Source organism: Streptomyces sp. Q2 (genome assembly GCF_056820935.1).
On the sequence record NZ_JBXEJE010000032.1, the window covers coordinates 92191 to 112207 of the forward strand.

Sequence of the window (20017 nt, forward strand, 5' to 3'; positions counted from 1 at the left end):
CCGGGGCCCGAAAACCCCGGTCCGGACCGCACCGTCCGGTGCACCGCCGCCAGGAGCCACCCGCACATCGCGTACGGCTCCACAGGGCCGTACGGCGCGTACGGCCCGCAGACCGGAGAAACCCGATGGACATAACCACGAAGAGCACCGCAGCTCCTGCCCCAATCGAGCCACCGACCGCGACCGAACAAAAGCGCGCGGCCCGTGGCGCCACCCGACCCGGTGACCGGATCTTCCTCGGTTTCTCCCGCGGGTCGGGCATCCTGCTGCTGGTGATCATGGCCGCGATCGCGGTCTTCCTCACCTACCGCGCCTCCCTCGCGATCAGCAAGGACGAGGCCAACTTCCTCACCGCCTTCGAGTGGAACGCCACCGCCATCCCGCCGAAGTTCGGCATCGCGGTCCTGGCCTTCGGCACGGTGGTCTCCTCGATCGTCGCCATGGTCATCGCGGTCCCGATCGCGGTGGCCATCGCGCTGTTCCTCTCGCACTACGCCCCGCGCCGGCTGAGCGGTCCCATCGCCTACGTGATCGACCTGCTCGCCGCCGTGCCGTCCATCGTGTACGGCCTGTGGGGCGCGCTGATCCTCGTACCGCACATGAACGGCCTGTTCGGCTGGCTGGACACCTACCTCGGCTGGACCGGCGTCTTCTCCTGGGAGGGCGGTGCCCCCCGGTCGATGCTCACGGTCGGCATCCTGCTCGCGATCATGATCCTGCCGATCGTCACCAACGTGAGCCGCGAGGTGTTCCGCCAGGCCCCGCTGATGATCGAAGAAGCGGCCCTCGCCCTCGGCGCCACCCGCTGGGAGGTCATCCGCATGGCCGTCCTGCCCTTCGGCCGCTCCGGTGTGATCTCCGCCTCGATGCTCGGCCTCGGCCGCGCCCTCGGCGAGACGATGGCCGTCGCCACCGTGCTCTCGCCGACCTTCGACATCCAGGCCAGCCTGCTCGATCCGGGCGGCGGCACCTTCGCCCAGAACATCGCCAGCAAGTTCGGTGAGGCCACCGAGCAGGGCCGTGACGCGCTCATCGCCTCCGGCCTCGTCCTGTTCGTCATCACCCTGCTGGTCAACGGCGCGGCTCGCCTGATCATCGCCCGCCGCAAGGAGTACTCGGGGGCCAACGCATGAGCACCGCACTCGCCGACAAGCGCCCCAGCACCCTGCAGGGTGCCCGCCTCCCGAAGTGGTCCCCCTACGTCATCGCCGCCGGCTCCGTCGCCGTGGCGGTCGGCGTCGGCCTGGCCGCCGGCCTCGACAGCCGCATCCAGTGGGGCCTGATCGCCGCGATCCTCTTCATCGTCGGTTCGTACGTCGTCGCCGCCCGCGTCGAGGGCGTCCGCCAGGCCAAGGACCGCCTCGCGACCTCGCTGGTCTGGGTGGCCTTCCTGCTCGCCGTGGTCCCGCTGGTCTCCCTGGTCTGGGTGACCGTCGCGCGCGGCGTGAAGGTCCTCGACGTCTACTTCCTGACCCACTCCATGGGTGTCGTCGCCGACACCGAGCCGGGCGGCGGCATCTACGCCGCCATCCTCGGCAGCCTGGAGCAGGTCGCCCTCGCCACACTCATAGGCGCGCCGATCGGCGTGCTCACCGCGATCTACCTGGTCGAGTACGGACGCGGCAACCTCTCCCGGGCCATCACCTTCTTCGTCGACGTGATGACCGGTATCCCCTCCATCGTCGCGGGTCTGTTCATCCTGAGCCTGATGCTGATGATGGACCTGGAGCCGTTCGGCTTCGCCGGCTCGCTCGCCCTCGCGATCCTGATGATGCCGGTCGTCGTCCGCTCCACGGAGGAGATGCTCAAGCTCGTCCCGAACGAGCTGCGCGAGGCCTCCCTGGCGCTCGGTGTCCCGAAGTGGCGCACGATTTTGAAGGTGGTCCTGCCGACCTCCATCGGCGGCATCACCACCGGCATCATGCTGGCGATCGCCCGGATCGCGGGTGAGACGGCTCCCGTACTGCTCCTGGTGTGGGGGAACCCGTTCATCAACTCCAACCCCTTCGAGGGGGCGCAGGCCTCGCTGCCGCTGTACATCTACCAGCAGTACGCGAACAGCGCGGGCTCCGGAGCGGCCTACGACCGCGCCTGGGCGGCGTCGCTGACGCTGATCGCCTTCGTGATGATCCTCAACCTGGGGGCCCGCGGCATCGCCCGCTGGAAGGCCCCGAAGACCGGTCGCTGACGCGGCCATACGGCGACTGATCCTGGAAGTGAAGTAGAGACATGGCCAAGCGAATCGACGTAAGCGGGCTCACCGCCTACTACAGCGCCCACAAGGCGATCGAGGACATCTCGATGACGGTCGAGCCGCGCTCGGTGACGGCCTTCATCGGCCCCTCCGGCTGCGGCAAGTCGACGTTCCTGCGCACGCTGAACCGGATGCACGAGGTCACCGTGGGCGGCCGCGTCGAGGGCAAGGTGCTGCTGGACGACGAGGACCTCTACGGCCACGGCATCGACCCGGTGTCGGTCCGCCGCGAGGTCGGCATGGTGTTCCAGCGTCCCAACCCCTTCCCCACGATGTCGATCTTCGACAACGTCGCGGCGGGTCTGCGCCTGAACGGCTCGTACAAGAAGTCGGAACTGAGCGACGTCGTCGAGAAGTCCCTCAAGGGCGCGAACCTCTGGAACGAGGTGAAGGACCGTCTCAACAAGCCCGGTTCGGGCCTCTCCGGCGGCCAGCAGCAGCGCCTGTGCATCGCGCGGGCGATCGCGGTGGAGCCGAACGTGCTGCTGATGGACGAGCCCTGCTCGGCGCTCGACCCCATCTCGACCCTCGCCATCGAGGACCTGATCGGCGAGCTGAAGGAACGCTTCACGATCGTCATCGTGACGCACAACATGCAGCAGGCGGCCCGCGTCTCCGACCGCACGGCCTTCTTCAACCTCGCGGCGGTCGGCCAGCCCGGCCGGCTGATCGAGATCGACGACACGGAGCGCATCTTCTCCAACCCGTCGGTCCAGGCCACGGAGGACTACATCTCCGGCCGCTTCGGCTAGACCGCTCTCCCCCCAAGACCCTCGCGGTGCTGCATGGCGGTGCCACCGCGAGGACGAGAAGGGCCCGCCCCCTGGTTTCAGGGGGCGGGCCCGTCTTCTGATGGCGGCCGTGGAGCAACCGGCCCTACAGGAACGCCAGGTCCACGATCCAGAAGCTCACCGCGGCCACGATCCCCGCCGCCGGCATCGTGATGAACCAGCCCAGGACGATGTTCTTGGCGACGCCCCACCGCACGGCGTTCACTCGCTTCGTCGCGCCGACGCCCATGATCGCGGAGGTGATGACGTGGGTCGTGGAGATCGGCGCCTTGAAGATGAACGCCGTGACGAACATGATCGACGCACCGGTCGTCTCGGCGGCGAACCCCTGCGGCGGGTCCAGCTCGATGATCTTCCGGCCCAGCGTCCGCATGATCCGCCAGCCACCGGCGTACGTCCCCAGCGACAGCATCACGGCACAGGCGATCTTCACCCACACCGGGATCGGGGCGTCCGCCCCCTGGACGTCACCGATGACCAGCGCCATCACCACGATGCCCATGGTCTTCTGCGCGTCCTGAAGACCGTGTCCGAGCGCCATACCGGCCGCCGACACGGTCTGCGCTATACGGAAACCCCGCTTGGCCTTGTGCGGATTGGACCGGCGGAACAGCCACATGATGGCGCACATCACCAGGTAGCCGGCGATCAGACCGACGACCGGCGAGATGAACATCGGGATGACGACCTTCTCGAGGACGCCGGACCAGATGACCTCCGTCCCGCCCGCGAGCGCCGCCCCCACCATGCCGCCGAACAAGGCGTGCGACGAGGACGAGGGAAGACCGAAGTACCAGGTGATGAGGTTCCAGACGATGGCGCCGACCAGCGCCGCGAAGAGGATCCCCATCCCCTTGTCGCCCTGGGGCGTCTCGATCAGCCCCTTGCTGACGGTTTTCGCGACCCCACTGCCCAGAAAGGCACCGACGAGGTTCATCACCGCGGCCATCGCCAGCGCCGCCCGCGGTGTGAGCGCGCGCGTCGACACGGACGTGGCGATCGCGTTCGCCGAGTCGTGGAAGCCGTTGGTGTAGGTGAATCCGAGCGCGACCCCGATGGTCACGATCAACGCAAAGGTGTCCATGAAAAGCTCAGGACTCCTTGACGGCGATGGTCTCCACCGTGTTCGCCACGTGCTCGAACGCGTCGGCCGCTTCCTCCAGCACATCCACGATCTGCTTGAGCTTCAGCACCTCGATGGCTTCGTACTTGCCGTTGAAGAGCATGGCGAGCAGCTTGCGGTGGATCTGGTCGGCCTGGTTCTCCAGCCGGTTGACCTCGATCCAGTACTCGGTGAGGTTGTCCATGGTCCGCAGGTTCGGCATCGCCTCGGCGGTCAGCTCGGCGGCCCGGGCCAGTACCTCGATCTGCTGCTCGACGCCCTTGGGTAGTTCCTCCACGTTGTAGAGGACGACCAGGTCGACGGCCTCCTCCATGAAGTCCATGATGTCGTCGAGGGAGGACGCGAGGTTGTAGATGTCCTCGCGGTCGAACGGCGTGATGAACGAGGAGTTCAGCTGGTGGAAGATCGCGTGCGTGGCATCGTCACCCGCGTGTTCCGCGGCCCGCATACGCTCCGCGATCTCGGCCCGGCCGGCGGTGTCCGCTCCGAGCAGTTCCATGAGGAGCTTCGAGCCCGTGACGATGTTGTCCGCGGATGCGGCGAACATGTCATAGAAGCTCGTCTCCCTGGGGGTCAGACGAAAGCGCACAAGGGGTCCTCGGGGTGCATCGGTTTCGGTCAGGCTGATGCTAGGCGCATCATCCGGCCACGGCTAACGGGCCGTCCACCAGTGTCGCCCATCAGGCAGAGTGTTCGACACGGGGGCCGCCCGCAGGCCACATACCCCGCAAAGTTCGGTACCATATACCCAGGAGGGGTATATGTCTGCCCATGATGTGGAGGACGCGATGACGACCACCGAGGCCGGCGCGGAGGCGCCCTCCGCCGCACAGCCGGAAGTCGTGACGGACCACGACCGCGGCGTGCACGGGTACCACAAGCAGAAGGACGAACACCTCAAGCGCCTGCGCCGCATCGAGGGCCAGATCAGGGGCCTGCAGCGGATGGTCGACGAGGACACCTACTGCATCGACATACTCACGCAGGTCTCCGCCTCCACCAAGGCCCTGCAGTCCTTCGCCCTCCAGCTCCTGGAGGAACACCTGCGCCACTGCGTCGCCGACGCGGCCGTCAAGGGCGGCGCCGAGGTCGACGCGAAGGTGGAGGAGGCGACCAAGGCGATCGCCCGCCTGCTGCGGACGTGACGACCCGGGGCTGAGGCCCGGGACAGGGGCGCCTCCGGCTAGTAGCCGGAGGCGTTCGCGCGTTCTTCGGCCACTTTCAGCACCTCGTCGATGCTCTCCAGACTGAGCCGGTCCTCGTCCGCCGCCGAGGCCGCGATGATCAGCTCTCCGCACAACTCGATCTCGGCGAGGGCCACGTGGTCCTGAACTGCCGTACCGCCGACCGGAGCCACGCGCATCACCTCTTCTCTGCCGTCACCGACTTCCTAGAGTAGGGAGCGGCGTACACACCGCGCATGGCACGGACGGGCTAGTCCTTGAGGCCGTCACGGGCCCGCGCCCATGGCCGAAACCGCCCTCACTCCTCAGCGATCCTGCCCGCGTAGATGTCACCGGCGGCCGGCAACCGCACGTCGGCGGCGACCCCGAAGTCGTACAACAGCGTCGTGGAAGCGACCGCCACGGTCCCCTCCTGCCGCCCGTTCAGGAAGCTGAACCGGTGCCGGACCTTGCGGATGCGCCCCTCGTCGTCGAGATAGACGTCGAACGGCACACGGGCCGTGGCGAACCCTTTCGCCGCCGCCGCGAGCGGCCCCTTGTTCCCGGCCGACGCGTCCCGCGCCGCCCGCCGGAGATCCGCGGTCCCCCGATAGTGCCGCACCGCCGTCCCCGCGACCTCGGTCTTTCCCACATACACCGCCGTCCGCGTCCCGCGCAGCACCTCGGCGGCGGCGAACGGATCCGTGGCCCCGCCGGTCACCAGGTTCCCGTCGGTCAGCGTGGCGGTGTCGACCCGCACCCACTTGTCGACGGGCACCCCGGCGCCCCGGTTCTTCATGAACAGCGCCCCGGGGGCGAGCAGTTCGGTGATGGGCCGGTGCTTGCTGGTGCCCGCCGGATCCTGCGGCAGCATCACCTTCAACCGCCCCGACTGCCGCCGGTAGTCGTACACCCCCTGGCCGCGAATGGTGACCCGGGTCCCCCCGGTGGCCATCTCCATGGACGTACGGGCCTTCGAACTCCCGGCGTCCACCAGGGTGTCCGCGGCCCGGTGCAAGGTCTCGACCGGATCCCCGGCCCGCGCGTCCTCGTCGAGGGCGGCGCCGCTCGCGGAACACCCCGCGGCCCCGAAGCAGACACCGGCCAGGACCCCCACCGCGACGACCACCCCACCCACCCGACCGTGCTGCCGCTCCGCCATCGCCTGTCTACCCCCAGCCGGTACGCCGTCACGGGCCCACTGTCGTTCCGCCTAACGACGAGCAGACGGGGGTCGTCACGCGCGTACCAACGCTTTACCCGGCATGGGTAACGTTGTCGGCGTGGCGCAGCAGGACAGGATCCCCCCACCCGCCGACCGACCCACCCACCGCACGACGACAGTCGAACAGGGCCGCTTCTGCACAGCCCACTGCACCTGCGGCTGGCGCGGCCCGGCCCGCAGAGCAAGAAGCTCAGCAAGAGCAGACGCGGAGGCCCACCTCCCCAACTGAACGACCCCGCCAATCTGCGGACAGTCGTACCGCTGGCGCGCCCCCAGCCCACCCGCCAACCCGCGGGCAGCCGGGGCGGCACGGGTGGGCGCAGGCGGCACCCCGCAGCGCCGGGCTGCGCAACCCACCCCTACCCCCGCCCCCAAGCCCCCCGCACCATGGAACCCCCACCCCCGTTCCCCCGTCTCGTTCCACGAAGGCCCGACGAAAGGCACAGGCACGGACATGGAACGGCGCACCCTCCTCGCCGCCGGCGCAGCCACCCTCACGGCCGCGGCCACAGCCTGCAAGGCCGGCGATCCCGGGCCGGACAACGGCACACGGACAACGACAACCTTCAAGTCGACCACCGCCACCGCCCCCGCCAACTGGTCCGCCCTCGCCCGCACCCTCGACGGCCCCCTCGTCCGCCCCGGCGACGCCAACTGGCCGGCAGCCCGCCAGCTGTACAACACCCGCTTCGACGCCCTGAAACCGGCCGCGGTCGCCTACGTCGCGCACCCCGACGACATCCGCACGGCCCTCTCCTACGCCCGGGCCCACACCCTCCACGTAGCGATCCGCAACGGCGGCCACTCCTACGCCGGCTGGTCCTCGGGCAACGGCCGCCTGATCATCGACGTCTCGAAACTCAACCGGGTCCGGGCAAGCGGCGACACGGCGGTCGTCGGCGCCGGCGCCAAGCTCATCGACGTCTACCGTGCCCTCGCCGCGAAGGGCGTGACCATCCCCGCCGGCTCCTGCCCGACCGTCGGCGTCAGTGGCCTCACCCTCGGCGGCGGCCACGGAGTCGTCTCCCGCGCCTACGGCCTGACCTGCGACAGTCTCACCCAGGCCACCCTGATCACCGCGGACGGCAAGCAACTCACCGCGAACGCCACCGACCACAAGGACCTCTTCTGGGCCCTGCGAGGCGCGGGCAACGGCAACTTCGGCGTCGTGACGGAACTGCGCTTCAAGACCCACCCGGCCCCGCAGGCCGTGACGGCGTACCTGTCCTGGCCGTGGTCGAGGGCCGCGGCGGTCGTCAGGGCCTGGCAGGAGTGGGGTCCGACCCAGCCGGACGAGATCTGGTCGTCCCTGCACCTGGCGGGCACGTCCGGCGGCCACTCCACCGTCTCGGTCGCCGCCTTCTCCCTCGGCACGTACGGCGAGCTCCAGAACGCGGTCGACCGCCTCGCGGACAAGGTGGGCGCCCCGGCAAGCAGTGTCTCCCTCCGCCGCCGTGGCTACGAGGAGGCGATGGAGATCTACGCGGGCTGCTCGTCCTTCTCGGCGGACGCGATGTGCCACCTGCCCGGCACGACCCCCGGCCGCTCCCCGCAGGGAGCACTGGGCCGGGAGACCTACGCGGCCCGGTCGGACTTCTTCGACAGGTCGCTCTCCCCCGCCGCGGTCCAGATCCTCCTGAAGCAGCTGAGGTCCGTCCGCGGCGGCTCGGGCAGCATCGCGTTCACGGCCCTCGGCGGAGCGGTCAACCGCGTCTCCCCCACGGCGACGGCGTTCGTCCACCGCCGCTCCCGGATGCTCGCCCAGTACATCGCCTCCTGGCGGGCCGGCACGAGCGGCTCGACGGCCGAGTCCTGGCTGACCGGGGCCCACACGGCGATGAAGCCGTACGCCTCGGGCGCGGCCTACCAGAACTACACGGACCCGACCCTCAAGGACTGGCGAAACGCGTACTACGGCGATGCGGCGACCCGCCTGGCACAGCTGAAGAAGCAGTACGACCCGACCCGCTTCTTCACCTACCCGCAGGCGCTGTAGGACACCGGGAGCCTGGGAGAACGCGCCTACGCGGCCAGGTCCCGCTCCTCGGCCCCCGCCTCACGCCGAGCCCCCGAAATCACCGTGTCCGGCCCGTCGTACGACCGCCCCCGCGCCCTGACCAGCCACCCGGCCCGCGGCGACCGCTCGACGGCCTTGACCACGGGCGTCAGCAGAGCCATGGCCACGGGCGAGAGCAGCAGTGCGACAGCCGTACCGAGCGCGAACCCGCCGACCACGTCCGTCGGATAGTGCACACCCATGTAGATCCGGCAGAACCCTTCGAGCAGGGCGAGTCCGAGCCCGAAGAGCCCGAACTTCCGATTGGCGACGAAGAGCCCGACGCCCATGGCCATGGTGATGGTGGCGTGGTCGCTCACGAAGGAGTAGTCGGTCTTGCCGGAGACCAGGACGTCCAGCCCCTGATGGGTGAGGAAGGGCCGGGGCCGCTCCACGAACCCTCGTATCGGCACGTTCACCAGGACCGCGATCCCGGCGGCGAGCGGCGCCCAGACCAGGGCAGCCACGGACGACGCCGCGTCCTCACCGCCCCGCCGCCGCACGGACCACCAGCACCACACCACGAGCAGCACCATCGCGAGCAGCAGCCCGTACTCGCCGACGTACTCCATGGCCCGGTCGAACCAGGCCGGCGCGTCCTTGGCGAGGCCGTTGATGTCGTACAGCAGATCGACGTCAGGGTTCGACCCGGATTCTGCGAGTCCAGCCATGGCGCACGGCCCCTTCGTCGTCTCTCCCGGCACGCCCTTGCGCGCACCGCTGTGCCCACCCCCGTGGTGTGTAGATCCGCATCCGCCGACTGTGATGTCCGTCGTCCGCTCAGCTACGTCATCAGGAACGCATGACTCTCGTTGATACGTTCCACACTCCACCGAATGATCACTCAGACGTTACCGAAGAGAGACTCATCGCTGCAGCTCAGGGGGCAGGTTCACGCTCGGTTCACACCGTTGTGGGCAGCGCTTTCGCGCCATCTTCGGTGACCCGGGTGGCTCCGAAGTAGTCAGGGGTGTCGATCGGGTCGAACCGGATCACAGCACCCGTTCTCGGCGCATCGATCATGTACCCGCCACCCACATAAATGCCCACATGCCGGATGGCCCGCGAGTTGGTCAGGTCGTCCGAGAAGAACACCAGGTCCCCGGGGAGCAGCTCGCTCCTGGCCGGATGCGGCCCCGCGTTGTACTGGTCATTGGCGACCCGCGGCAGCGTGATCCCCACCGTCTCGTACGCGGCCTGCGTCAGCCCCGAACAGTCGAACCGCCCGCCCTGCTCAGCGGTACCGGTACCGCCCCACAGATAGGGCGTGCCCAGCTTCTTCTGCGCGTAGTAGATGGCACCGGCGGCCTGCTTCGACGGATCGACCCGGCTGACGGGAGCGGCGAAACTCTCCTCCAGGGTCGTGATCGTCTTCACGTAGTTCCGGGTCTCCTTGTACGGCGGCACTCCCCCGTACTTGATGACCGCGTAGGCCCCCGCGTTGTACGAGGCCAGCATGTTTTCGGTCAGATTCCCCGGGACGTCCTTCACGTACGAGGCCAGGGAGCAGTCGTAGGACGCAGCCGACGGAATCGCGTCATTCGGATCCCATACGTCCTTGTCTCCGTCCCCGTCGCCGTCGACTCCGTGCGTGGCCCAGGTCCCGGGAATGAACTGCGCTATCCCCTGGGCCGCCGCGGGACTCTGCGCCTTCGGGTTGAATCCGCTCTCCTGGTACAGCTGGGCGGCGAGCAGCGCCGGATTGATGGCGGGGCACAGGTTGCCCCATTTCTGCACAAGGGTCTGGTAGGCGGCGGGCACGGCCCCCTTGGCCAACGCCTTGGTGCCCCCGCTCACCCCGTTGACGAGGTTCCCGGCGACGACGTACACCCCGACGACGAGCAGCATCACGAAGCTGAGACCCGCCGCGAGAGCGGCGCCCCCCACGATCCATGCCTTACGCACCGTCAACCGCCCCTCGGCCACTGGGAGTCCCGCGTCAGTCTAGGAGCTTCCCACCGGGAATCCGGCGCAACCGATGCACGCGAAGTCGGCGGGGCCTGTCGCCTTCGGCCTCACCCCGACCGAGAGCCGGACGCGGTGTCCCGTTCCGCGGCCCGGTACAAGGAGGTGGCCTCGGCGCCGAGAACGACGCTGTACGAGACGTCGGCGGTGGCCCCGCCCTGTTCGTGCCCGCCCAGCACGCCGACGACGTCGCCCTCTCCGTTCACCCACGGGCTGCCGCTGGTGCCTCCGCTGAGTCCGGGGCATGCGATGCGCTGCTGCGTACGGCTGTGCGCGGTGGGCCTGTTGGTGCAGCTGACGGCGGCGTCGCGGGAGTCGGGATACCCGGTGACGGTCACCGCGGTCGCCCCGGTGGCCATCCCGGTGACGAACCGGTTCCCACCGCCGACGGCCTCTTCGACGCCCTTGCCGTCCCGGTCGGCGACGGCACCGAAGGCCACGTCGCTGTCCTCGTCCTGCCCCTTGGCCCAGCCCCCGGGCAGAAACCGCCGGCGGACCGTCCACGCCCCGTACGGAGCACGGCCGTCCCGGTACCCCGGCACGAACACCAGCGTGCCCGTGCTCCCGTCCAGGCAGTGCGCCGCGGTGACGATGAGATCCCGGTGCGGACTGTGCACGACGGACGCGGTGCAGAAGTGCTGCCCGGCCGCGAACAGCGCCCCCACGCGAGCGGTCCGCGCCGTCGGGACGGCGACCGTGGTCACTCCGAGGGGGCCCGCACCATCGTCGGCGGCGGCCTCGGAGGCCGAGGTGAGGGCGAGCAGGAGGAGTACGGCGTGGAGGACGGGGTGAAAGTGGCGCTTCATCAGAGCCCAGCGTGCCGCACGAAGGTGAGAACGCGTTCCGTGCGCATACGGTTGACCGGCGATCCTTGACGCCTTCCTGTCCGTGACGCCTTCCTGTCCGTGACGCCTTCCTGTCCGTACCGAAGAGGGAAACCCACCGTTGAGCGACATCCCCACCGACCTCACCTGGACCCGAGCCGCCCCACCCGGCGCCACCGGCCCCGGCCCCTGGATCGAGATCGCCTTCGGCGAGGGCGACGACGGGGACGCCCCCGTCTACCTCCGCGAGACCAGCGACCCGGACAACGTGGTCACCACCAACCGCCGCAAATGGGATGCCTTCGTACTCGGCGTACGGGCGGGCGAGTTCGACCACTTCGTGGAGGGGGCCGAGCACCCGCCCCACGCGTAGGGCACGCGTTCGTGAACCCCGCCCGGGCGACATGCGCACAGCCGAGCGCCGGCCGTATCGTGCCCCTGCACGCGATCTTCCGCGGGCCGTTCCGTCGTCTCGCCCGTGGGGGGCCGCCATCATGTCCGCATCCAGTGACCTGCGTCCACGGCCCTCGCTGCCCGGCGGGGCACCGCGCTCGTCGCGCGCCCTGCTGGCCGCCGCGTCGGCACTGCTCACCGTGGTCGCCCTCAGCGATCTGTTCGCCGTGTTCGTCGGAGCCCGGATCTACACGCTCATCGACGAGGACGGCCTTGCCAGTGCCCCGCAGCGGGAACTGGACGACGCGTACACGCTGTACCAGACGGCCGGGAACGCTCACGGCATCGTCTACGTGCCCTGCGCGATCCTCTTCGTCGTCTGGTTCTTCCGGATGCGTCGCAACACCGGGCTGCTGGCCCCCGACCGGTTCCGCAGAGGCGCCGGCTGGGCCATCGGGGGCTGGCTCATCCCGCTGGCGAACCTCTGGATCCCGTACCGCATCGCCGTCGAGATGTGGGGAGCCGGCACCCCGCTGCCGACCGACGGCGAGCCGTACCGGGCATCGATCTGGCCGGTGAACCTGTGGTGGGGCCTGTTCGTCGCCGGCGCGCTGTTCGGCCGGTACGCCGGCTCGCGCTATGACAGCGCCGAGACGATGTCGGAAGTCCGGGACGCCGTGCTGCAGTACATGGCGGCCGACGCCCTGGACATCGCCGCCGCGGGAGCCGCGGTGTACTTCGCCGTCCGCCTGACGGCCATGCAACGACTGAAGGCGGCCAAGGGGTTGCCGGCTGTTGGCAGGGGAATGGGCACGAGGACGGTTTAACTCGATCATGTGATGGTCGACTTACGGGCTTGCGGCGTCCTGGTCCGTTCGGGCTACGGTGATCGTGTGATCTGGGACGCCGGGTACGGCGCCAGTGTGCGGGGCCCCCGTTCCACCGGAGTGATGGTTCGGGGCCTCCCCGTCGCCTCTGGCTGTACCCATCTGGCCAGGTCGTGAGGGAACCGGCCTCCCGGGATCGGACCACGGACAGGATCCGTGTCGCTGCCCCGGGGTCGAGTGCGCCGGGGACCAGCGCGCCCAAGACCGTTCCCCAAGACCGTCCGGGGGGCGCGGCTGAGCGGACTCACTCCTGCTCAGTCCACGGGAACGGTAGGAGCCGGAACAGCAGCGAGGTGGCAGCGACAACATCGGATTACGATGTCCCACATGCCCGAGAGCCGCCCCTACCACCACGGAGATCTGCGAGCCGCCCTGCTCGCCGGTGCCGAACGCAGCCTGCGGGAGAAGGGGGTCGGCTCCCTCTCGCTGCGCGAGCTCGCCCGCGAGACGGGCGTGAGCCACGCCGCNCCACCACGGAGATCTGCGAGCCGCCCTGCTCGCCGGTGCCGAACGCAGCCTGCGGGAGAAGGGGGTCGGCTCCCTCTCGCTGCGCGAGCTCGCCCGCGAGACGGGCGTGAGCCACGCCGCCCCGGGCCGGCACTTCAAGGACAAGCAGGCCCTGCTCAACGCCCTGGCGCTGGCCGGCTACGAGCGGCTCGCCCAGACCCTGGGCGCCGCCGACGACCCCACGCTCCCGCTCGAGCCCCGCCTCACCGCCCTCGCCCGGGCTTACATGGGGTTCGCGAGCGACAACGCCGAGCTGCTGGAGCTGATGTACGCCCGCAAGCACGACCCCGAGGCCGCGGAGCAGATGGCCGCCGGGGTCGACCGGACGGTGGGCTCCCTGGAGCGGCTGATCGCGGACGCCCAGGAGCGCGGCGAGATCGTCGACGGCGATCCGGCACGCCTCACCATCGTCGTGGGCGCCGCCCTCCAGGGCCTCGCCTCGTTCACCGCGGGCGGCATGCTCGACGCGGCCGCGGCCCACGACCACCTCGACGACGTGATCCACCACCTGATCCACGGCCTCAAGCCCCGCTGAGCCCTCCGAGCCCGCTGAACCCTCCGAGCCGCCGAGCCGCCGAGCCGCCGAGCCGCAACGGAAACTGTGCGGCAGCTGTGCGCCGGGTCAAGCCACAGCCATCCCCCCGCCATCACGCGGCCATTGATCAGCAATCCCCCAACCCCCTTCAGTAAGGCGGAAGTCAGGATTCCGCAGCCCACCTTGTTGTCACGTACTCAACAAGCAACAGTCGTCGGCGGGCCGCCGCCCGCCGCCGGGGACCACGTACCGACGGCATCAGCACCCGCACTGCCCCTGTCAACCACTCTCAGGAGGCTGTACGTTGCGTACGACACCCCCCAACTCCCCCACCGCCCGGCGCAGATGGACCCGCACCGCATCCACCGCCGTGACCACCGCCGCGCTCGTGTTCGCCGGACTCGGCACCGCGGCCGCCCAGGCGAGCGCCACCCCCGAAGCCACCACCGCCGCCAAGACCACCTCCTCCAAGGTCACTTGGTCCGCCACCCCCTGTGCGACGCCCAAGAAAAAGGGCGAACTGGCCTGCGACTCCCTGCGCGTCACCGGCGGCCTCACCGCCTTCCAGAAGCAGCAGGCGACGCAGGACGGCGTCACCCCCAAGGCCGCCGACGCCTCCACCCCCACCGGTTACGGCCCGTCCGACCTCCAGTCCGCCTACGGCCTGACCTCCGCCGCCTCCACCAAGGGTTCCGGCGAGACCATCGCGATCGTCGACGCCTACGACGACCCGAACGCCGAGGCCGACCTCGCGAAGTACCGCTCGTACTACGGCCTCTCCACCTGCACCACCGCCAACGGCTGCTTCAAGAAGGTCAGCCAGACCGGCTCCACGACCTCCCTTCCCGCCGCCGACAGCGGCTGGGCCGAGGAGATCTCCCTCGACCTCGACATGGCCAGCGCCACCTGCCCGAACTGCAGCATCACGCTCGTCGAGGCGACGTCCGCCAGCATGGCCAACCTCGGCACGTCCGTGAACGAGGCCGTCAAGCTCGGCGCCAAGTTCGTCTCCAACAGCTACGGCGGCTCGGAGTCCTCCTCGGACACGTCGTACGACTCCTCGTACTTCAACCACCCCGGCGTCGCCATCACCGTCAGCGCCGGCGACTCCGCCTACGGCGCCGAATACCCGGCCGCCTCCAAGTACGTCACCTCCGTCGGCGGCACCAAGCTCTCCACCTCCTCCACGACCCGCGGCTGGACCGAGAGCGTGTGGAAGACCAGCACCACCGAGGGCACCGGCTCCGGCTGCTCCAAATACGACGCCAAGCCGAGCTGGCAGACCGACACCGGCTGCACCAAGCGCATGATCTCGGACGTCTCGGCCGTCGCCGACCCCGCGACCGGCGTCTCGGTCTACGACTCCTACGGCGTCACCGCCGGCTGGTACACCTTCGGCGGTACCAGCGCCTCCTCGCCCATCATCGCGGCCGTCTACGCCCTCGCCGGCACACCGTCCAGCAGCTCCTACCCGGCCCAGTTCCCGTACAAGGCCGCCGGCACCTCGGCGCTCAACGACGTGACCTCCGGCAACAACGGCAACTGCTCCACGAGCTACTTCTGCACCGCCGCCTCCGGCTACGACGGACCGACCGGCTGGGGCACCCCGGAGGGCACCGCCGCCTTCACCGGCTGAACGACCGTCATCACATCTCGCCTCAGGGGGCCGTGAGGGCCCGCGGGCGGCACGGGGCCGAACGGGCCGCGGCATCCAGCCGCGGCCCGTTCGCCATGAGAACATTCTTCCCGACCACTCACCCGACTGGCCGTCACCCACCGTGTCCGGTCGTGAAAGGGGTCAACGACGGAACCACACGACAGGTTCCGCTCAGGCCTCATTGCCCGGCGTGACCTGCCGTGATACACAGAGTGACGATACGATTCCTCGTATACCGTCCCGCACCCGTCCGAGGGACCCTCGCGGGCCGGTGACAAGGTATTCGTACGAAAACCGCCAACCGATGACGCCAAGTCGACATACGGCAGCGTCATTGTCGGCGAGAATGATGCCTGACCTCTGCGCCCGTGCAGGGGACGCGGAACTACCCACCAGGGGCGGTGACTTACATGCTCTTTGCGGCCGACGAGGGAGACATCAACACCATCATCGGGGGGATCGCTCCGGACTGGGGCCCCTTCGGCAGCCTGGGCAACGAGGCGAAGGTGATGATCGAGGTCGTGATGGCGGTGGCCATCCTGCTCTGCCTCGGCATCGCCATCTGGGGCGCCGCCAAACAGCGCATCGGTGCCACCGCACTGCGCGACACCTTCAGCGCGGAACAGGGCAAGGGCCTCATCATCGCGGGCCTCACCGGAGTCTTCATCATCGGCTCCCTCGGCACGCTCTTCACCATCGTGTACGGCATGGCCGTGTAGGCACCGCGTCCGGTCGACGCACCTCCGGTCCGGCCGGGCGCGCCCGGTTTCCCCCTACCCCACCCGTCCGTCGTGCCCACCGGCTGAGGTTGCGTTTCCCTGATGTCGAGTCACCACACCGCGCCCGCGCGGGAACCAGCACGGCTACCGTCGTACTCCTACGTGTTTCCGCACGACGTCGAGGGGGCGTACGCGGCATGACTCTCGGGGACGACCACGAGCCGGGCTCCTCCGGCGGCTACGGCGGTACCGGCCAGACCCGCACCACCCGCCTGCCCGACCGCGACCACGACGTCTACGGCGGCGCCAGACGAGGCGGCCGCTCCTCCTCCCGCAGCCTGGTCACGGTCGTCGGCGTCATCGTCCTCCTCATCGCCGCGATCGCCTTCGCGAACCGCGGAAAAGACGATTCCGCATCCACCGACACGACAGCCACCCAGCCGGACGCAGCGTCGACGGCGGCGAGCGGAAGCCGCCCGGTGACGAAGAAGGCGGGCGGGATCCCGACGGGGTACGCGCACGACGAGCAGGGTGCGCAGAGCGCGGCCGCCAACTACGCCGTGGCGCTGGGGTCTGCCGACATGTTCAACAAGGCCAAGCGGGACGCGCTCCTGCAGACAGTCATGGCCCCCTCCCGGATCCCGCCCCTGAAGGCAACGCTGGACAAGGCGTACACGCCCGAGTTCAACAAGAACGTCGGTCTGAACGAGGACGGCTCCGCGCCGTCGGGCTACACCTTCGTCTCTCGGACAAGCCCGATCGGCACAAAGGTTACCGAAGCCTCCACGAACAGCGTGAGCGTCGCGGTCTGGTGCGGCGGCCTCCTCGGCCTCGCCGGCGAGAACTCCACCAACCCGGTCACGAGCAGCTGGTTCACCATCGACATGAAGCTGCAATGGACCAGCGGTGACTGGAAAATCGTGACGCACTCCCAGAAGGAAGGCCCGGCTCCTGTTCCTGGGGACGAACGGGCCTCCAGCGCCGATGAGATGGCAAAGGCCGTCGAAGAGTACGGAGGGTTCACGTATGCCCGCTAAACACCGTGTACTCAAGGTGGCCGCTGTCATCACGGCAGTGCAGACCACAGCGGTACTCACGGCCACGCGCGCCTTCGCGGCACCCACCCCCACGCCGTCACCCACCGAGAGCAGCGACTGCTCGCTGATCGCCCCTCCCGCCAGGAAGTACTGCGAAGAGGGAGGTTCCGGAGGCGGCGGTTCCACCGGCACCGGTACCCCTAGCCTGACCGACACCCTCGACCCCCTCTCCTCCCTCGCCAAGGGCTGCGCCGACGCCGCCGCCTGGACCGTCGACAAGCTCAGCGAAGCCGTCAAGGAAACCGCGAACGTCGACTTCACGAACACGAAGTTCCTGCAGCAGTACGCCGTGGTCTTCGCCGCGTCGACGATCCTCACGCTTCTGCTGTGGCTGCTGGCCGTGGCCAAGCGAGCCGTCCGGGGCGTGCCCATCACCACCGCCATCTCCGAGGCGATCGGGTTCCTCTGGCTGACCGTCCTGGCGTCTGCCTTCACGCCGCTGATCCTCTACACGGTCGTATCGGCGACGGACGGCGTCTCGGAGGTCCTGGCGAAGACGACCGGCGATCAGACGGACACCTTCTTCGGCACGTTCTCCGGCGCCCTCAGCAAGGGCGAGGACATCGGCGGCGGCCCCATCATGCTGATCGTCGTGTCGCTGGTCAGCATCCTGGCCGCCGGAGTGCTGTGGCTGGAGCTGGTCATCAGGGCCGCGCTCCTCTACGTCGGCGCCCTGCTCGGCACCGTCGTCTACGCCGGCCTGGTCGACAAGAACCTGTGGGGCCACGTCCGCCGCTGGGCGGGCATCATGATCGCCGTCATCCTCGTCAAACCGGTCATCGTCATCGTGCTCGGTCTGGCCGGCGCCCTGTCCGCGGAGGACGGCCCCGACGCCTTCTCCGCCGTCGTCTCCGGCCTCGCCATCATCCTGCTCGCGATCTTCGCCAGCGCGATGATCTACCGGTTCGTCCCCGGCTTCGGTGACGAGATCGCGAACTCCCGCAGCAACCGCATCATGCAGGGCGCGGAAGGCAAGGCGGCGGCCGCCATCAGCTCTCCCGCGACCCTCGTCGCCCAGGGCATCAAGACGCACAGCGCCCGCGCCGACAACGGCGGCGGCGGGAGCAACTCCGGCGGTGCCCGCCCGAGCAACCCCGTATCCGGCGGGGTCGCCGCGCACAGCACACGCACCCCGAACGGAGGCGGCGGATCTGTCCCCTCCGCCGCACCCGCTCCCCGCGCAGCCAGCCCGGTGAACACCCCGCACGCCGGCAACACACGCAACAGCAGTACCAACCGCACGGGAGGTGAAGGGCGTTGACGACCGAGTCCCACGTGTCCCATCCGGTCACGCCCCGCCGTACATATCTGATCGGCCGCGCCCGGCCGAACGCGATCGTCGGCAGAAATCGTGAGACCGGCGAGATCGCGCTCATCATCGGCGGCGCGTTCCTCGGCATGATGTGCGGGCTCCTCGTCCCGGTACTGTCCCTGCGCATCGTGCTGCTGATGGGCTTCCCCATGCTCGCGCTGGCGGCGGTCTACGTGCCGTACAAGCGCCGCACCTTCTACAAGTGGTTCGAGATCAACCGCAGCTACAAGCGCACCCTCAAGCAGGGCACCGCCTACCGCTCCGGTGTGATGGAGGCCGGCACCCACCTCGACGGCCGTGAGGTGGAGATCGGCCCGCCGCCCGGCATCGGCCGCATCAACTGGCTCGCCGCCCCGTTCGGCCCCGACGAGATCGCCGTACTGCTCCACGCGGACCGTCGCACGGTCACCGCCGCGATCGAGATCGAGGGGCCCGGCGTCGGCCTGCGCGACTCCGAGGACCAGGAAGCCCTCGTCGACCGCTTCGGCACCCTCCTCAAGCACGTGGCCAACGGCGACGGTTTCGTCACCCGGCTGCAGATGCTCGCCCGCACCCTGCCCGCCGACCCGGACGCCCACGCCAAGGACGTCGCCATGCGCGGGGACGAGAAGTCGCTGGGGTGGCTGCAGCAGTCGTACGACCAGCTGCAGTCCATGGTGTCCACCAGCAGCGAGCAGCACCGCGCGTACCTGGTCGCCTGCATGCACTACACCCGTGAACTCGCCGCCGAGGCCCAGGCCATGGCCCGCGCCGCGCGCCCGCACAACGGCCGCAAGCTGGACCGGGACGCCGGCCTCGCGGTCGTCATGGCCCGCGAGCTGACCGACATCTGCTCGCGCCTCCAGGAGGCCGACATCCGCGTACGGCAGCCGCTGGGCCAGGGCCGCCTCGCCTCGCTCATCCACTCCATGTACGACCCCGACCACCCGATCGACCACATCCAGGCGATGACCCAGCGCAACGCCTGGCCGGCCGAGCTGGACGCCATGGATCCCAACTTCCTCCAGGCGAAGACCCGGGAGTCCTCGACCCGCGCCCCCTGGTGTCACGCCACGGCGTGGGTGAAGGAGTGGCCGATGACCCCGGTCGGCGTGAACTTCCTCGCCCCGCTCCTCGTCCACACCCCGGACGTCATCCGAACGGTGGCTGTGACGATGGATCTCGAGCCCACCGAGGTAGCCATCGAACGTATGTTGACCGAAAAGACCAACGACGAGGCCGAGGCGTCCCGCGCCGCCAAGATGAACCGCACCGTCGACCCGCGTGACATCGCCGCCCACAACCGCCTCGACCAGCGAGGAGAAGACCTCGCGAGCGGTGCGGCCGGCGTCAACCTGGTCGGCTACATCACCGTCTCCTCCCGCAATCCCGAGGCCCTGGCCCGCGACAAGCGGACCATCCGGGCGTCGGCCGGAAAGTCGTACCTGAAGCTGGAGTGGTGCGATCGCGAGCACCATCGGGCCTTCGTGAACACCCTTCCGTTCGCCACCGGCATCCGAAGGTAGAGGG

At 69.3% G+C, this 20017-nt stretch carries 21 protein-coding genes; 14 read left to right on the plus strand and 7 right to left on the minus strand.

What is annotated here, in order from left to right:
* Nucleotides 1-125 precede the first annotated feature (125 nt).
* Genes pstC through pstB form a run of 3 tightly spaced genes read left to right on the plus strand, consistent with a single transcriptional unit; the run spans nt 126 to nt 3006 of the window.
* A complete protein-coding gene (pstC, locus tag ACWBNA_RS32165; RefSeq protein WP_482708034.1) occupies nt 126-1133 on the plus strand; it encodes a phosphate ABC transporter permease subunit PstC in 1008 nt (335 codons plus the stop codon).
* Nucleotides 1130-2188: a phosphate ABC transporter permease PstA gene (pstA, locus tag ACWBNA_RS32170; protein ID WP_482708035.1), complete on the plus strand. Its 1059-nt coding sequence runs from the start codon at nt 1130-1132 to the stop codon at nt 2186-2188. Before pstC ends, pstA begins: the two co-directional genes overlap by 4 nt.
* A gap of 41 nt (nt 2189-2229) precedes the next feature.
* Nucleotides 2230-3006, plus strand: coding sequence for a phosphate ABC transporter ATP-binding protein PstB (gene pstB, locus ACWBNA_RS32175; RefSeq protein WP_482708037.1), 777 nt, complete (start codon nt 2230-2232; stop codon nt 3004-3006).
* 124 nt (nt 3007-3130) lie between these two features.
* On the opposite strand, the gene ACWBNA_RS32180 is transcribed toward pstB, so the two are convergent.
* Together ACWBNA_RS32180 and ACWBNA_RS32185 are read right to left on the minus strand one after the other, a co-directional pair.
* Entirely contained in the window at nt 3131-4129 is a 999-nt protein-coding gene (locus tag ACWBNA_RS32180) for an inorganic phosphate transporter (protein ID WP_482708038.1), read from the minus strand.
* A 7-nt stretch (nt 4130-4136) separates the two neighbouring features.
* Nucleotides 4137-4757 carry a DUF47 domain-containing protein gene (locus ACWBNA_RS32185; protein ID WP_030043659.1) on the minus strand — a complete coding sequence of 207 codons (621 nt, stop codon included), beginning with the start codon at nt 4755-4757 and terminating at the stop codon, nt 4137-4139.
* A gap of 199 nt (nt 4758-4956) precedes the next feature.
* Between ACWBNA_RS32185 and ACWBNA_RS32190 the strand changes: the two genes are divergently transcribed.
* Nucleotides 4957-5313 (plus strand): metal-sensitive transcriptional regulator, encoded by a 357-nt coding sequence (locus ACWBNA_RS32190; RefSeq protein ID WP_482708059.1) that lies wholly within the window; start codon nt 4957-4959, stop codon nt 5311-5313.
* A 38-nt stretch (nt 5314-5351) separates the two neighbouring features.
* Here the strand turns inward: ACWBNA_RS32190 and ACWBNA_RS32195 are convergent, their stop codons facing one another.
* On the minus strand, nt 5352-5531 hold the full coding sequence (locus ACWBNA_RS32195; protein ID WP_383866744.1) for a hypothetical protein: 180 nt from the start codon (nt 5529-5531) through the stop codon (nt 5352-5354).
* Nucleotides 5532-5650: 119 nt separating this feature from the next.
* Nucleotides 5651-6493 (minus strand): SCO4651 family lipoprotein, encoded by an 843-nt coding sequence (locus tag ACWBNA_RS32200; RefSeq protein ID WP_482708039.1) that lies wholly within the window; start codon nt 6491-6493, stop codon nt 5651-5653.
* Between the two features lie 103 nt (nt 6494-6596).
* On the opposite strand from ACWBNA_RS32200, the gene ACWBNA_RS32205 reads away from it, so the two are divergent.
* Together ACWBNA_RS32205 and ACWBNA_RS32210 are read left to right on the plus strand one after the other, a co-directional pair.
* The gene (locus ACWBNA_RS32205) at nt 6597-6785 is read left to right on the plus strand and encodes a hypothetical protein (protein WP_482708040.1); all 189 of its coding nucleotides are present in this window, start codon (nt 6597-6599) and stop codon (nt 6783-6785) included.
* Between the two features lie 225 nt (nt 6786-7010).
* Nucleotides 7011-8552, plus strand: a complete 1542-nt coding sequence (locus ACWBNA_RS32210; RefSeq protein WP_482708041.1) for an FAD-binding oxidoreductase — start codon at nt 7011-7013, stop codon at nt 8550-8552.
* 26 nt (nt 8553-8578) lie between these two features.
* On the opposite strand, the gene ACWBNA_RS32215 is transcribed toward ACWBNA_RS32210, so the two are convergent.
* The 3 genes from ACWBNA_RS32215 to ACWBNA_RS32225 all read right to left on the minus strand — a co-directional run bounded on the left by ACWBNA_RS32215 (nt 8579) and on the right by ACWBNA_RS32225 (nt 11383).
* Nucleotides 8579-9283 carry a phosphatase PAP2 family protein gene (locus ACWBNA_RS32215; RefSeq protein WP_482708042.1) on the minus strand — a complete coding sequence of 235 codons (705 nt, stop codon included), beginning with the start codon at nt 9281-9283 and terminating at the stop codon, nt 8579-8581.
* Nucleotides 9284-9515: 232 nt separating this feature from the next.
* Nucleotides 9516-10460 (minus strand): C40 family peptidase, encoded by a 945-nt coding sequence (locus ACWBNA_RS32220; protein ID WP_482708060.1) that lies wholly within the window; start codon nt 10458-10460, stop codon nt 9516-9518.
* Nucleotides 10461-10627: 167 nt separating this feature from the next.
* Complete coding sequence (locus tag ACWBNA_RS32225; protein WP_482708043.1) at nt 10628-11383, minus strand: trypsin-like serine peptidase; 756 nt, start codon at nt 11381-11383, stop codon at nt 10628-10630.
* Nucleotides 11384-11522: 139 nt separating this feature from the next.
* Here ACWBNA_RS32225 and ACWBNA_RS32230 point away from each other — a divergent pair, with 139 nt between their 5' ends.
* From ACWBNA_RS32230 to ACWBNA_RS32265, 8 genes are all read left to right on the plus strand, one after another.
* On the plus strand, nt 11523-11774 hold the full coding sequence (locus tag ACWBNA_RS32230) for a DUF397 domain-containing protein (RefSeq protein WP_482708044.1): 252 nt from the start codon (nt 11523-11525) through the stop codon (nt 11772-11774).
* A 121-nt stretch (nt 11775-11895) separates the two neighbouring features.
* Complete coding sequence (locus ACWBNA_RS32235) at nt 11896-12621, plus strand: DUF4328 domain-containing protein (protein ID WP_482708045.1); 726 nt, start codon at nt 11896-11898, stop codon at nt 12619-12621.
* Between the two features lie 541 nt (nt 12622-13162).
* Nucleotides 13163-13723, plus strand: a complete 561-nt coding sequence (locus ACWBNA_RS32240) for a TetR/AcrR family transcriptional regulator (protein WP_482708061.1) — start codon at nt 13163-13165, stop codon at nt 13721-13723.
* 304 nt (nt 13724-14027) lie between these two features.
* Entirely contained in the window at nt 14028-15359 is a 1332-nt protein-coding gene (locus tag ACWBNA_RS32245) for a S53 family peptidase (RefSeq protein WP_482708046.1), read from the plus strand.
* Nucleotides 15360-15790: 431 nt separating this feature from the next.
* Nucleotides 15791-16099: a hypothetical protein gene (locus tag ACWBNA_RS32250; protein ID WP_019526682.1), complete on the plus strand. Its 309-nt coding sequence runs from the start codon at nt 15791-15793 to the stop codon at nt 16097-16099.
* A gap of 197 nt (nt 16100-16296) precedes the next feature.
* Nucleotides 16297-17136 carry a DUF8175 domain-containg protein gene (locus ACWBNA_RS32255; RefSeq protein ID WP_482708047.1) on the plus strand — a complete coding sequence of 280 codons (840 nt, stop codon included), beginning with the start codon at nt 16297-16299 and terminating at the stop codon, nt 17134-17136.
* Nucleotides 17126-18457, plus strand: coding sequence for a hypothetical protein (locus ACWBNA_RS32260; RefSeq protein WP_482708048.1), 1332 nt, complete (start codon nt 17126-17128; stop codon nt 18455-18457). The genes ACWBNA_RS32255 and ACWBNA_RS32260 overlap by 11 nt, the downstream gene beginning before the upstream one ends.
* Nucleotides 18454-20013: an SCO6880 family protein gene (locus ACWBNA_RS32265; protein WP_482708049.1), complete on the plus strand. Its 1560-nt coding sequence runs from the start codon at nt 18454-18456 to the stop codon at nt 20011-20013. Before ACWBNA_RS32260 ends, ACWBNA_RS32265 begins: the two co-directional genes overlap by 4 nt.
* Nucleotides 20014-20017: the final 4 nt, after the last annotated feature.

Excerpts from the sequence above, each read along its gene's own strand:
- pstC (WP_482708034.1), top strand. The coding sequence starts at position 126 with ATGGACATAACCACGAAGAGCACCGCAGCTCCTGCCCCAATCGAGCCA.
- pstA (WP_482708035.1), top strand. The coding sequence starts at position 1,130 with ATGAGCACCGCACTCGCCGACAAGCGCCCCAGCACCCTGCAGGGTGCC.
- pstB (WP_482708037.1), top strand. The coding sequence starts at position 2,230 with ATGGCCAAGCGAATCGACGTAAGCGGGCTCACCGCCTACTACAGCGCC.
- ACWBNA_RS32180 (WP_482708038.1), bottom strand. The coding sequence starts at position 4,129 with ATGGACACCTTTGCGTTGATCGTGACCATCGGGGTCGCGCTCGGATTC.
- ACWBNA_RS32190 (WP_482708059.1), top strand. The coding sequence starts at position 4,957 with ATGACGACCACCGAGGCCGGCGCGGAGGCGCCCTCCGCCGCACAGCCG.
- ACWBNA_RS32195 (WP_383866744.1), bottom strand. The coding sequence starts at position 5,531 with ATGCGCGTGGCTCCGGTCGGCGGTACGGCAGTTCAGGACCACGTGGCC.
- ACWBNA_RS32200 (WP_482708039.1), bottom strand. The coding sequence starts at position 6,493 with ATGGCGGAGCGGCAGCACGGTCGGGTGGGTGGGGTGGTCGTCGCGGTG.
- ACWBNA_RS32205 (WP_482708040.1), top strand. The coding sequence starts at position 6,597 with ATGGGTAACGTTGTCGGCGTGGCGCAGCAGGACAGGATCCCCCCACCC.
- ACWBNA_RS32210 (WP_482708041.1), top strand. The coding sequence starts at position 7,011 with ATGGAACGGCGCACCCTCCTCGCCGCCGGCGCAGCCACCCTCACGGCC.
- ACWBNA_RS32215 (WP_482708042.1), bottom strand. The coding sequence starts at position 9,283 with ATGGCTGGACTCGCAGAATCCGGGTCGAACCCTGACGTCGATCTGCTG.
- ACWBNA_RS32220 (WP_482708060.1), bottom strand. The coding sequence starts at position 10,460 with ATGCTGCTCGTCGTCGGGGTGTACGTCGTCGCCGGGAACCTCGTCAAC.
- ACWBNA_RS32225 (WP_482708043.1), bottom strand. The coding sequence starts at position 11,383 with ATGAAGCGCCACTTTCACCCCGTCCTCCACGCCGTACTCCTCCTGCTC.
- ACWBNA_RS32235 (WP_482708045.1), top strand. The coding sequence starts at position 11,896 with ATGTCCGCATCCAGTGACCTGCGTCCACGGCCCTCGCTGCCCGGCGGG.
- ACWBNA_RS32250 (WP_019526682.1), top strand. The coding sequence starts at position 15,791 with ATGCTCTTTGCGGCCGACGAGGGAGACATCAACACCATCATCGGGGGG.
- ACWBNA_RS32255 (WP_482708047.1), top strand. The coding sequence starts at position 16,297 with ATGACTCTCGGGGACGACCACGAGCCGGGCTCCTCCGGCGGCTACGGC.
- ACWBNA_RS32260 (WP_482708048.1), top strand. The coding sequence starts at position 17,126 with ATGCCCGCTAAACACCGTGTACTCAAGGTGGCCGCTGTCATCACGGCA.